The organism is Virgibacillus aidingensis, from assembly GCF_010994035.1.
GTDB lineage: Bacteria > Bacillota > Bacilli > Bacillales > Amphibacillaceae > Virgibacillus_N.
The window spans coordinates 1-14,097 of sequence record NZ_WIXN01000003.1 but is presented as its reverse complement, the minus strand read 5'-3'; the positions used below and the strand labels follow the sequence as shown (position 1 = coordinate 14,097).

At 41.3% G+C, this 14,097-nt stretch carries 5 protein-coding genes; 1 reads left to right on the top strand and 4 read right to left on the bottom strand.

The window, feature by feature from the left end:
• Window positions 1-386: 386 nt before the first annotated feature.
• From GHD25_RS03120 to GHD25_RS03110, 3 genes are all read right to left on the bottom strand, one after another.
• Window positions 387-896: a FixH family protein gene (locus GHD25_RS03120; RefSeq protein WP_240452204.1), complete on the bottom strand. Its 510-nt coding sequence runs from the start codon at window positions 894-896 to the stop codon at window positions 387-389.
• Between the two features lie 83 nt (window positions 897-979).
• Window positions 980-1,564: an SCO family protein gene (locus GHD25_RS03115; RefSeq protein WP_240452203.1), complete on the bottom strand. Its 585-nt coding sequence runs from the start codon at window positions 1,562-1,564 to the stop codon at window positions 980-982.
• A gap of 26 nt (window positions 1,565-1,590) precedes the next feature.
• Window positions 1,591-2,178: a DeoR family transcriptional regulator gene (locus tag GHD25_RS03110; protein ID WP_164214908.1), complete on the bottom strand. Its 588-nt coding sequence runs from the start codon at window positions 2,176-2,178 to the stop codon at window positions 1,591-1,593.
• Between the two features lie 375 nt (window positions 2,179-2,553).
• On the opposite strand from GHD25_RS03110, the gene GHD25_RS03105 reads away from it, so the two are divergent.
• Window positions 2,554-11,643 (top strand): carboxypeptidase regulatory-like domain-containing protein, encoded by a 9,090-nt coding sequence (locus GHD25_RS03105; RefSeq protein ID WP_164214907.1) that lies wholly within the window; start codon window positions 2,554-2,556, stop codon window positions 11,641-11,643.
• A 193-nt stretch (window positions 11,644-11,836) separates the two neighbouring features.
• Here GHD25_RS03105 and GHD25_RS03100 read toward each other — a convergent pair whose 3' ends face one another.
• Complete coding sequence (locus GHD25_RS03100; RefSeq protein ID WP_164214906.1) at window positions 11,837-13,579, bottom strand: IS1634 family transposase; 1,743 nt, start codon at window positions 13,577-13,579, stop codon at window positions 11,837-11,839.
• Window positions 13,580-14,097: the final 518 nt, after the last annotated feature.

Below are 14,097 nucleotides of genomic sequence, written 5' to 3'. Positions count from 1 at the left end.
AACGCGATTCACAGCTCTTTTTTATTAAAGCATAACAGTACATGATTCCTTAAATTGCAAATAGAAATATCGCCAAGTCAAAACTTTGTGCAAAACGCATTATTAACTGAAAAAAAGGGATTATAAGTGTTAAGTAGCAGGTTTGTTTGGGATAAAAAAAGAATTAAAACGGGGAGAAATCCAGGGAATCCTGTTATTGAATAATGACAGATTGACAGTTAACAAACCCGCATGGCAGAATGGATATGCTCTACTGCTGATGCGGGTTATTAGTATATATAAGGTTCACCCTGAAATATCAGTATACATGTCTGTGCTCAATGAGTTATATTAACGCCCCACCAATTGCTGGATACTGCCGGAACAAAAATGCCGGCATTCTGTTCCTAATGTTCATCATCGTCTGAGTGCATGTCATCATGATCCATTTCCTCGTGATGATTGTCTTCTTCTTCCTCTACATGTGAATAGTCCCCGCCTTCACCGACTGTTACTTCCTGTTCCGGCATGGTATGCATATCCCTGGCTGTTACATGGACTTGAACATGGTAAATTCCATCCTTATCAAAGGTAGTTTCAGCCGTATAGGTGCCATCTTCATGGTTGTCAGCTTCCAGGAAATAACTATCATCTTTTTCTCCTTTTTCCCAGATTTCATACTCCACTTCATCCGCATCCGTAACAATCTCATCTCCATACGTTACTTCAGCAAGCAGATCCAGTGTTTCTCCTGCCTCTATACTGTCATTCACCTGCAAATCGACTTCAAGAACAGCCAATTCTTCTTCGGCGTCTTCGGTGCTGCCATTATTCTCTGTTTCCGCGTTGCCATTACATGCCGCTAAACCGAAGCTAAGCATAATCAGTAAAATAAACATAGCCAATTTCTTTTGCATTTATACACACTCCATTCTATTGTATTTATTTCATATTTATCGCCGCGAAAATTGGAAAGTACTGTTTTGCCGTGATAACATATCTACAATTCATTAGCTACTCTTCTCAAATCACCCATAATGATGTCAGTTTCCGAGGATTCAACACCATTATATTTCTTAAGCACTTCCCCTTCCGGACTGACCAGATAGAAGCTGGTGCCATGTGTAAATTGGTCATCACCTTCCGGCGGTTCCAATAAAGGAGACTGAAATGATTTGATTGATATTTCCTTGATCGTTTCAAAGTCATAGCCTGTAAGGAAGGTCCAGTTATCCAGGTCTGCATCATACTCAGCTGCATATTCACTTAACACATCGGGCGTGTCATAATCAGGGTCTACACTGAAAGAAACAAGTTGAACATCCAAGTTTTCTTCCTTTATTTTATCCTGCAGCAAAGACATGTTGGTTGACATTGGAATACAAACGGATGTACAATTCGTGAAAATTAAATCCGCAATCCACCATTCACCTTCCAAGTCTTCATTTGTGAGTGTTTCATTATCCTGTGTGGTAAATTCAAATGGTTCCATGTCACGCGCCATATTGGTTTCAATATTGTATCCTCCGCATGCGGTTAGAAGCAATAACAGCGTAATTAATAACAGCCGTTTTCCTAATTTCAATGTATGATCCTCCTTCATAAAATTGATCAGCTGGTTGGGCTGGGATGAGTGCATGATTGACCATGCATATCTCTATTATTTGTTTCCATTGCCTTTTCAAATGTATAAACAGTACCGCCAAATCCTTTTACAAATTTCTCTGCGTGCTCTTTCAGATTAAATGAAAGTACCTGGGGCTGACAGCATCCGACATGAATGGATGTATCCACAACAAATGCAGCCGAAGCAGCATTTGTTGTGGTCTGATTTAAGAAATCATAACATATGGCTTGTATTGCTTTTTCACGCAGCTGGTGATGACGGATAAGCCCGCAATGGGGGCAGCATGCTGTTTCAATCTTTGAATCGGGCAGAATAATGCGATATGCTAATTTTTCATTTACCGTTTTATGGCAGACAACACAATGATTTTCAGCAGCTTTATGAATGGGAATATACTTTATCGTAACCCCGCCAAATGTTTTCGTTAAATAGCCTTCATCAATTAAGGGCTTTAGGTCGCGATGAATAGTCATCTCCGAAACACCAAGAATTTTACTCAATTCTGATATCTTCATCGTATGCCTGTCGGCAATTAGCTCCCTTATCCGGTTACGGCGTTCAGCCGGAAACATATTATCACCACCATTCCTGACGCGTGTGAAAATATAACAAATTTAAACATCTCTAAACTAAGCGTATCAGCAGCAAATAACATAATCAATAACCAAAAATGATAATTATGTTACAGTTCCTTGAAGAAACGTTGAGAAAACTGTTTCAAAATGTAAGCAGTATATTTTGATTATACAGTCCTGGTTATAAAGCACCTTTTTAATATATCTTTTACATATTTATACATACTTTATACTTGTTTTACTAGTTTCATAGCCCATTTTGGACAAACTGCATTGTGTATTTATTTACTTACATGCTAAAATTATGTAAATTAGTAAAATTCTAATATAAATAAAGGGCAAAAGGGGTGTCTATCAATAATGACTTATTATATGAAAAGAAGTCAAAAAATTCTTTCCGTTATAACGATAATTTTATTATTATTATCCATTTTTACACCGAATGTAGCTGCTGCAAAAGGAAACCCGGGTTTTGATGCAAATTCACTGGAAGAAGATCTAATATTGCAGAAAGAACTGGAAGTGGAAGCAGAAACACATAAGACAGGATTAAATGAGGAATATGATATTCCTTTTTCCCGAAACGATGGACTGCCAAGAATGATGGATGGACTTGATAAAGAAATAAATACATTTGATAAAGACGCAGAGCAAGAATCTTCAAGAGAGCAGCTGGATGGAAAAGTTGAAAAAGGGCTTTTTGATCAGTTTGCAGATGAAGACACAGTCAGCGTAATTATTCATATGAAAGATGAACAGGATCAAGTAAACTTATTTGATTTGGCGGGCGAAGCGGCTGACAGGGAAGAAAGGATTGCTAGTGTACAAGGGCATCTGGAAAAGACTGCAGAAAAATCACAGGAAAAACTTCTCGCCGACATGGAGGAATTGGAACAAAAGCAACTGATTTCAGACATTCAGCCATTATGGATCATAAACGGGATTGCTGCAAGGGTGACTGAAGATGCTTTAAAAGAAATCGCGGAAAGGGATGATATAGAAAAAATTTTAAAGGAAGAAGTATTTGAAGTTCCTGAAATTACTGAGCAGTCAGTGCCGCGATTACCTGAATGGGGATTGGAAAAAGTGCATGCTCCGGATGTATGGGGACAGTACGGTATTGACGGTGAAGGAATTATCATAGGAATAATGGATACGGGTGTAGAAGGAACACATGATGCATTAAAACATAATTACGCTGGCAGGGACGGAAATCACGAAGCAGCATGGGCTGATTTTTCCGGACATGGTTATGAAACACCAAGGGACGGGAATGGGCATGGCACACATGTTGCCGGTACTGCTGTTGGCGGCGGGGAAGGAGAACCGATTGGTGTTGCCCCTGGTGCGGAGTGGATTGCAGCCAAAATTTTTAATGACAGCGGAGCAGCTGCAGAGTCGGGAATACTCCAGGCATTTGAGTGGTTTATGGCCCCGGGCGGGGATCCTGCAAATGCCCCGCATGTGGTAAATAATTCATGGGGCAATTCCAATACTTACAATACTGTATTTTATGAAAGTGTATTAGCGTGGAGGGCTGCCGGCATTATTCCTTTATTTGCTGCCGGAAATGATGGCCCCGGATCCCAAAGCATCGGTTCACCGGCAAGTTTTCCTGAATCAATTGCTATTGGAGCTACCGATGTAAACGACCAAATCGCTTCATTTTCCAGCCGCGGACCGGTTTACTGGGAAGGAGAACGTTATTTGAAACCGGAAGTTGCTGCTCCAGGCCATGGGATTTATTCAGCGTGGCCGGGTAATGGATATAACACTATCAGCGGAACTTCCATGGCAGCTCCGCATGCAGCTGGTGTAATCGCACTTGTTCTGCAGGCAAACCCTGATACAGACATCGAAGAAATGAAAGCTTTGCTGCAGGACACAGCACGTGCTGAACTGCATATGGGAGGACTTCCTAATGATGTATATGGCCATGGAATAATAAATGCTTATCAAGCAGTGACGGAAGCTGCGTATGCCGGTGAAGTTAGCGGGACCATTACAAATAAGGATGGGGAAGCAATTTCTGCTCAAATTACCATTGAACAGGAAAATATACAGGCTGAAAACAGAGAAGATGGTACCTTCGAATTTAAACTGAGGGAAGGGACCCACGATGTAATTGTAGAGGCTTTCGGTTATATAACAGAAAAGCAAACCATTACGGTAGTAAAGGATGAAACAACAGAAGTGATCTGGGAGCTGGAGGCTGCTGACCAATACAATCTGGAGGGATCGGTTACTGATGCAGACCAATATCCTGCAGCCCATGCTTATGTACAGGTAATAGGTACACCCTTTGCTTCTGTTCGCACAGATGAAAATGGAGAATTTGTTTTCCATGGGGTGCCGGAAGGCGAGTATGAAGTAGTGGTATCAGGTAAAGGGATTAACAGTTCCGTTAAAGAAGTTACAGTAAATGCGGATACTGTCATGGATTTTCAGGTGGAAGCAAGTCAATTACAAGCAGATGAAAGCTGGCTGACAAGCAATAACAATAATGCAAGGAATGCAGTAACTGAAGAAGATATTTCGTTAAATAGAATGGAGGAAAGCTGGAGTGCCAATCTGAACGGCAATATTATTTTTTCATCTCCGGCGGTAAGTGACGACACAATCATAGTAGCTGCTGACTCAGGGAATGTTCAAGCGCTGGATTTGGAAAATGGGGAGGAAAAGTGGACATTCCGTACCGGGATGATAAATCGTGCAACTCCGGCGATCCATAAGGATACCGTCTATATTACAGGTGGACAGGATGGTAAAGTGTTTGCACTTGATATTGTTTCCGGTGCAGTTAAATGGGAAACGTCAACTGGAAATGAGTCAATATATGAGACACCAATTTATGATGATGGTATTTTATATCTCACCTCAAGTACGGGCAATGAAACCGCAGTGACTGCCCTTTATGCAGAAAGCGGGGAAAAAGTCTGGGACACTGTAATTCAGGGTGACACCTATTTCGGTGGCGCTTTGACAGAGGAATATTTAATTATTGGCAGTATGTCCAGTCAAACCATGTATGCGTTGTCCAAAGAAGATGGCAGTGAAATATGGACAATGGAAATAGACGGGGAAGGTTTTGCATCTCATCCTGTTGTTGTGGGAAACATGATTTATGCGTTTAGTACGGATTTTGCCAGTAATGGCACATTACGGGCAATTAACGCGGATAGCGGAGAAGAAGTTTGGCAATATGAGAAAATCGGGGATACACAGGCTGCTTCCCCCGTAATATATGAGGATATCATTGTGGCGGGTTCTGCAAGCAATGCTTCTTTAAAAGGATTTGACCGCCATACCGGCGAATTGATTTGGGAGAATGACAATGTATCCACTGTTGTAAATAACGGTGCCGTGGCAGGGAACGGATTGTTATTCATTGCGGATAACACGGGTGCCTTAAAAGCTGTAGATATGTTCAGCGGCGAGCTCAAAGAACAGTGGCCGCTGGAAGCATCCAGCTCATCAACACCCGCGATCATCTCCGGTCAGGTTTTTGCAGCAACACAAGCGGGAATTCAAGCTTTCTCCTCGCCTGGTATACTTTCAGGTACAATACTGGATACAGATGGCAACCCTGTGCCCGGTTTTGCAAGATTAACTGGTACCGATCAGAAGGTAGAGGCCGATGAGGATGGCCGGTTTGAGTTAACTGTACTCCCTGGGGAATATAATGTTGTGGTGAGTCATTACGGAATGGAGCAGAAACATGAAAATATTCGTTTTCACTCCGGAACCCTGATCGAAAAAACATATACACTGGATCGTGTTGGTGCGGGTGAATTGACCGGACAAATTATTGACAGCCGATCAGGGGAACCAATTTCAGGAATGTCGATTCAAGTACAGGACACTGACCTTGAAACAGGGACAGATGAAAATGGGACGTTTTCCTTTGATTCCATTTTTGAGGGAACCTATCAGCTGAATTTGAAGGCAAGCGGTTTTTTGGAAAAGCAAACCTCCGTGGAAATTACGGCAGGGGAGATAAAAACCGTCAAATTGCATATGGACCCGATAGACGTGGCCGTGCTAAATGATTATGAAAATTCAATCAGCAGTCTATTAAATCAGCATGGTATCCCGGCAGAAGCAAAAGAGTGGGATACGATTGCAGAAGAGCTGCCTAACTATCAAGTTGTATATTTAAATGGTGCTTATACATCCGGCGGCTGGTCTCCGGAAAAGGAGCAGCTGGATGAATTAATAGAAAAAGCCAATGTGCAGGGAGTAAGTGTTGTCTTTGCCAATACGTGGGGACCGAACTATGGCTCGATACCTCATTTATCCGAATTTTATCATGATCCGGAAACGGTGCAGCATGACTATGAAAATACGAACGTTTCCCTTTTGATTGATCAGGAGCATCCGATATTGGGTGACAGTTCTGCCGGTGACAGGCTCATGTTAATGAACAGCGGAAAGGCATCCTGGTTTAATGGGTATTCAGGCCGCGAATTGGCAACGATTAGCAGCGGGCACCTGGGAGACGCTGGAACAGGAATTGCATACAAGCCGGTTACGCAGGATAGTGCCCATTTACTGCTTTCTACCCATGCAGCAGCATCCTGGAACTCTCCAATTCAACATTGGCTTCCTGTACAGCATGATATTTTGATTAATGGCATATCCTATCTGCTTGAGGATACATCCTACGGTCAGCTGGAGGGAAATGTGGTAAACCAGCAAGGGGATCCGCTGGAAGTAAAAGTGGAGGTTACGGAAACCGGTGTATATGAAACTACGGATGAAAATGGTGCATTTACTCTATTCCATGATGAAGGCACGTATGAAATAGAAATCCGCTCAGCCGGTTATGAAAGAGCACTGGCGGAAGTAGAGTTTGAGAATGGCAGAATAAAAACGGAAACCATTGAACTCGTTCCTGCCGATGAAGGTCAGTTAACAGGTACAGTAACGGACTCGATCACGACAAATGCTGTAGAAGAAGCAACTGTTACCATAACCGCAGCAGATGGTGAGAAAGTTGGAGAAACAACTACTTTAGGCAATGGCTATTATGAGTTTACTGATTTGGACGCAGATACCTATTTCATAGAATATCAGCATGAAAATTATGTCATTTCCAAACAGGAAATTGAAATCACCGGAAGTCCTGCCGAGGTTAATCAGGTACTGCACCCTGCCCCGCACGTGGGGATTCTTGGAGACAGGACAAGTGAAGATAGCCTGGCTTCCATCCTGGAAGCAGTAAATATTCCGTCTGAAAACCATTCTTCTATTGGCAGCATTACGGAGGAGATGGCAAACTATGATGTTATTTATTTCAATAGTGCTGCAGGAGTGAACGAGCATGACTTGGACAGGTTTGAAGAAGCCGCCGATGAACTGGGTGTGAGTGTTATTTATGGTGATACGTATTTTGGAAGCGGCGGGATCAGGAATTTGCATGATTTAAGAGAAGATCCCGCTTCCAGGGAAACCATAAATGTACGGACCAGCTCGGCTCAGTACGTGTTATATGAAAATCATCCCATCTTTCAACATCATGAGGAAGGAGATGCAATAAATATATTGCATCCGGATGGAAGCCGTGTCGGTACTTTCAACGAATATTCCGGATTTCCTCTTGCCGGCCTTACCCATGGGGAAATGGAAGCAGAACATGGGCTCGGTGTGGCCTATAAACCAAGAACCGGAAATAGTCTTGAACTTCTGTTAAGCGGGCATAGCATGGGGATTGCGCATACTGGTGAGGATTATACCGAGGAAGGTATTCAAATATTCAGAGATGCTGTGGTTTGGGCAGCGTATGAGAGCTTTAATGTTGTAAATGGATCGGTAACTGATGAAAATGGGGAACCGCTTAAGGCAGATATTTCCCTGGAAATTGACGGCAACATATTACAGGATACTACGACCTTTGAAGATGAGAAATTCAGTATTGCTTCACCTGATGGGGAAGCAGCTCTAACCATTTCTTCCTTTGGGTATGAGCCGGAGAATATTCCTGTACAAATAGATGAAAACCTGGAAACTATACAGGTGGAAATGCATCCTAAAAGTGACGTAGGCGCACTTGAAGGTTATGTAACCAATCAATCCCTGATGGACAGTATGGAAGATGTGCATATCGATATCATTGGCTATCCAAGAGAAACGTATACTGACTCGCAGGGCTATTATTATATTGGAAATCTGGAGCCGGGAACTTACGAAGCTGTCATCTCCAAGGAGGATTATTTAACGGAACGGGTCGTGGTGGAGGTGCTTCCGGGTGAAACAAAAACACTTGATATGCATTTGCGGCCGTCTCCAACAGTCGGCATTATTGTAGATACAACCTCATCTTCTGCCGTTTCACTGGCTGAGCATCTGCAAAATCAAGGATTTCATACTATTTCCATGTTCTATGATGATACGGATATGCTTGAAGAGGTGGACTTGGTTTTTGCTAACTCTGATTACGATAATAGTCTTATCCCGGATGAAAGCACATTTAAAGAGTTTACTGAAAAACTGGATGAGACGGAAACACCGGTCATCTGGACAGGTGATCATGGAGGAAGGGGAAGCATCCGCTATCTGGTTGATTATATGGAAGACCCGGGAATAGAATATCGCGGACGTGGTGCTGACAGTTCAACTGCCTATATTTTGGAGGATCATCCGATTTTTGAAGGGGTGGAAGAAGATTTTGAATTCACTACTTATGCCGGATATTATTACGGGTTTGATGATTATACTGGAACCATTTTAGCAGATTATGAAAATGAAGAAATTGAAGATGAAGGCAATATGATAGGCTTTAAGGGCCGAACAATAAATAGTGTGGAAATATTGCTTGGGGGAATGACGTTTAGCCGCGGCTTCCACTCAGAAAGTGAGCATTTTGATGAAAACAGGGAGAGGATTATTAATAACGCGATACTTTGGGCGATTGATAATAAGAAAAGCTATGCGGGAGAAATCCGCGGCCGGGTGGAAAATGACCTGGGTCACCCTCTTCAAGCAGTAATTACTGTGGAAGATACGGGACAAAGTATTTCCACTGATGATAAAGGGGAATTTTTCCTCGGTCTGCCTGAAGGAAATTACACGCTTTCCATAGATGCATTCGGTCATCTGGCGGGAACTTTTGAAGTAAGTGTGATCAATGGAGAAGTAATAGAAGATATTTTCCTTTTGCAATCGGAGAATAGTGGGGAGCTATCCGGAAAGGTGCGAGCTCATGAGACAGGCGATCTCATTCAAGGGGCAACCGTTGATGTAATTGGTACACCCCTGGAAAATGAAACAAAGGAAGATGGCAGTTTTACACTGGCAATTCCTGAAGGCAAATATGATATACGTGTTGCTGCAGAAGGTTTTCAGCCGAAAACGATTGAAGTATTGATTACGGCAGGGGAAACTGAAAATCTGGAAGTAACTCTAGCTGATTCCGAGAAGATTGCTTTTGTTGGAACAACTGTAAACCAAAACAGAGTCATCCCGTTTTTGGAAGATAATGGTTATGAGACGACTGGTTATACCGTCAGTGAGCATAATGAGTTAAGAGAAAATATGAATGACTATGCACTTGTAATAATGAACAATTCTGCAGCCAGTATAGGTGAGGAAGCATTCAATGACCTGGTTGATACGGCAGATGAACATCAGATCAGCATGATATTTGCCAGTCAGTATGGTACAACACCGATACATCAGCTGTGTGATTACTATAATAATCCTGAATCAATTTCACAAAGTTTTGAGCCGGATGTTATCGAATATGAGGTGCAGGAGGAACATCCAATATTTAGAGGGTTTGCAGAAGGGGAAACCATTTCTATATTGGAAAATCAGGGTGCAAACCAGCAATATTCCGTGTTTGAAGAATATAGTGGAACAACTATTGCGGATATCGTCCATCCGGATGAAGGAAGACTTGGTTCAGGACTTGCGTATGATTACAGATCAAGCAGCCACGCACATATTCTGTTGGGAAGTTTGGCATCCGGCGGCTATGGAAATCCGGATAACAGATGGACAGAAGAGGCAAAAACTATTTATATTAATGCCATTGATTGGGCAATTAATTCCTCTTTAGGTGAAATTACCGGTGTTGTAAAGGATGCCGATGGGGTGCCTATTGTAAATGCAACTGTAAGTATAGAAGAGGAAAATATTGCTGTTAAAACGAATGACCAGGGAAGGTACACGATTGGTGTTGGGACAGGCGAACATCTGCTTACGGTTTCAGCAATTGGATATGAACCAGATGAAGCGACAGTTGTAATAGAGAATGTTGGGGATACTGTTGAACAGAATTTCATGATGGAAGCCTCTAATAAAATGACATTATATGGAAAAGTAACCGAAGCAGGTTCTGAAAAAGGGCTTGAGGATGTGGGGGTCACTGTGGAAGATTTGGAAAATGATTTGGAGTATGCTGCAGTTACCGATGACGATGGCAACTACCAAATGGATGGATTGCTTGAGGGTAATTATGAAGTAACATTTGCAAAAGATGGATATCATCCTGTAACAGAAGAAGTAGCTATAGAAGCAGGGGAAAATACTGAGTTAAACGTGACGATCAGCTCCTATAATATCGCAGTAATCGGGGATTACAGAGGTGAAATCAGTACGTTGCTTCAGGAGCATAATTTAGCAGCAGAAACGGCAGATTGGAATATCATCGAGCATATCGGTTTATATGAAGCAGTGATAGTCAATACTGCCGGCACGATAGACGAGATGGAGGCATTAATTGAAGCAAGTGACGCCGAAGAAACGAGCGTTGTTTTTCTGGATACATGGGGAGCAGATGGTTCAATAAGGACCCTTGGTGAAGTGCTGGGCAATCCAGTGCTTGATAATCAGGGCTATGATGAAGGAGCGCCTGTCCTTCATTTGGATGACACCGAACATCCAATATTTGAAGGAATGGACGAAGAGATCACCATTTTGGAGGAAAAAAGTCCGTATGCTGCATTTGCCGACTATGAGGGTGAAATTTTAGCGAACCTTGAAGTGGATTCCGAAACACAGGGAGCGGCTATCGGCTATGATTTCCGGAGCAAATCACATGTACACCTGTTACTGTCCGCGTTTGAAACAAATAACATGGTAGGACCTGACCGCGGGTGGACATCGGAAGGGAAACAAATCTTTGTGCAGTCAGTAGAATGGGCAAAAGAAGCAGAACAAGAAGATGCTGATCCTGAATTGCCTTCCCCTCCGGTATGGAAAAAATCTGAAAAAGAGTTTCGCGGTAATGGCAATATTGTGGTCGGCGGCAAGGCAGATCCAAACACAACTATTCGGATTGTGACAGATGATGAAATCATAAAAGAAGTACAGACAAATCCAGGCGGCGTATTCACTGCTCACCTGCAACTGGAGGAAGGAACATATGAATTGTATGCAGAATCTGTCACTACGGTAGGAACCGTACGGAGTCTGGAACCAATGATTGCCACGGTGAAAACAAAATCCAATAATTGGTAAAACCAGGGAGCCCTGCATGGAGTACAGGGCTCCTCATTTTATAAAAATATTTTGATTAAACATTTTTGTTTTATGGCATTGCCTGTTGATATTATTCTGAATATAAGTATAATCTCAAGTTTGACAGTAAAAATCACAGAAATGCTTTAATACCAAGCGTTTCTGTGATTTTTTTAGTGCTCAAAAGTGAGTACTATTTGTGTTTTTTAACTTCTTTTAAAATTTTTTTCATTTTTTGTATCGGTACGATTTCTGTGTCTGTTCTGAATCCAAAAACATCATGTAATTTGTCTGTTAGATCTGTTCTGGTATAAGTAGGAATATAACCCTCGTTTGTAGCTTTCAACACACGCATTTCCCGTAATGTTTGAATGATTTCAAAACAGGTAGCTGACTCGTCAATTTTCTTTTCAATTAGGCGATAGGTCAATAACGACAGAAAGCATACTAAGAAGTGGGCCTTGATTCGCTCATCTTTCTGAAGGAAGACCGGTCGTGTTCGCATTTCACTTTTTAAAATGCGGAAGGTCTCTTCGATCTCCCAGCGTCGTTGGTTGATTTTAACGATTTCTCCTGGTGTGCTCTCCAGGTTTGTACACACACCATAAAAGCCATCAAATTTCGCTTCCTCATCAACGAGTGCTGAATTAATCGTGTACTTACTCTTTCCAGCAATCTCTCCATCTTCTGTGACATGTGTGGACTGTATAAAACGATCTGGTGAGTTTGCCCGTTTCTTCTCCATCCGAGAAGGATTATCCACTTTTTTCAGTGCACGATCTATTTGTTTTTCACGAATACCGGCTTGATAGCGTTTATGTTTCGGTGAAAAGGTGACGACCAATTTTTGTTCTAATCCATTTTCATTGATCCAGCGTTCTTTATGGTATACTTGCTTATCTTTTTCAAGATCAAGATCATTTAGATTGATTGTTTGTTTTCTTTTCTTAGTGGCCACTTTCTGTGTGGAATCTACCACCTTCCATCCCGAAGGATCCAAAGCCCACTCTTTCAAATGCTTTTTTAATTTTTTTATGGATTGGGTGGTGACAAAAGCTCGTTTGTTCATCGAATTGTACAATCGGTTTTCATGTGAAGAAAGCCCGGCATCTGTACAGACTACAAATTTGGATAGGTGAAAATCCTTTAAGATTCTTTTCTCTAATGGCTTTAATGTAGGCTGTTCATTTTGATTTCCAGGATTGATTACAAAAGCGAGCGGAAGCCCGCTTCCGTCCATGAATAATCCCATTTGGACGATTGGATTTGGGCGATTCTCTTTAGACATCCCATATTGCTTCAGCCCTTCTTCGTCTTCAATCTCAAAATAGAAATTTGTACAGTCATAGTAAAGAAGCTCTGTCTTTCGTTCAACGATGGCTGTACTATTTTTGTACACCGTCTTTTCAATGTTATCCGATTCCTCCGCTAAGATATCTAAGGCACGATAGATATGTTGCGTTTCTACCGAATGAGACTCCAATAAATCATCTGCCTTCTCTAACGTTCCTTTTTTTGAAGTTGGATGAATCACCCGCATGTATATGAGAAGGGCTAAAATCTTATTTAAATCATATGTAATGTTGTATCTATCTGATATCTCCTTACAGATTTTGTCTAATTTCAGTTGATAATAGATTGATTTCAAGAAAAGGTAACCAACGTTGAAAGACCGTTTTTCCCCTTTTGATATAGACTTTTTTGGGTTGTGCTTGATGAGAATTGTTTCTGACTTCATCTTTTTTTCTTCTGTTAATTTTTTTGCATATGCACGTGCCCATTCTTCAGGATCAACCCCAGGATGTCTTTCAAGAATTTCCTGCTCATTCCCTAAAGCTTCAACGACCTTCGTTGTTGATTTTCCATTAATATCTCTAACATTTTCAATAACAGAATAGGAGACAGAGTTCTTGGAAACACTTTTTTTAATACGCATAGACGTCCCTCAAATCCTTTAAGATAGCTCTATTATACCATAGTACTAAATAGTACTCAATAATAAAAACTAAAATTTGACAAAAAAATAAAGCCATCATTGGCTTTAAAGGCTATTTCTGCTTTTGTAAGTGTCAAACTCCCGCCGTACGGAGTCTGGAACCAATGATTGCCACGGTGAAAACAAAATCCAATAATTGGTAAAACCAGGGAGCCCTGCATGGAGTACAGGGCTCCTCATTTTATAAAAATATTTTGATTAAACATTTTTGTTTTATGGCATTGCCTGTTGATATTATTCTGAATATAAGTATAATTAAACTAAGCTTCTTTCTAAAGGTTCCTTTTTAAAATAAAAAGTGCGAACCTTTTTATTTATTTACATATGCCGCTTTCAGTGTACTAGTTAGAAATGACAGCGCATACAAAAGAAGCAGAAAAATATAGTAAAAAGACCTGCGGTAGTATGTCAATTAAAAATTAAATAAGTATTTAGTTATCAAGGTGCAATTTGTTGCA

What these genes read in the sequence shown, in the direction of transcription:
- GHD25_RS03110 (WP_164214908.1), bottom strand. Translation starts at nt 2,178, where the DNA reads ATGTTTCCGGCTGAACGCCGTAACCGGATAAGGGAGCTAATTGCCGAC.
- GHD25_RS03100 (WP_164214906.1), bottom strand. Translation starts at nt 13,579, where the DNA reads ATGCGTATTAAAAAAAGTGTTTCCAAGAACTCTGTCTCCTATTCTGTT.
- GHD25_RS03105 (WP_164214907.1), top strand. Translation starts at nt 2,554, where the DNA reads ATGAAAAGAAGTCAAAAAATTCTTTCCGTTATAACGATAATTTTATTA.
- GHD25_RS03120 (WP_240452204.1), bottom strand. Translation starts at nt 896, where the DNA reads ATGCAAAAGAAATTGGCTATGTTTATTTTACTGATTATGCTTAGCTTC.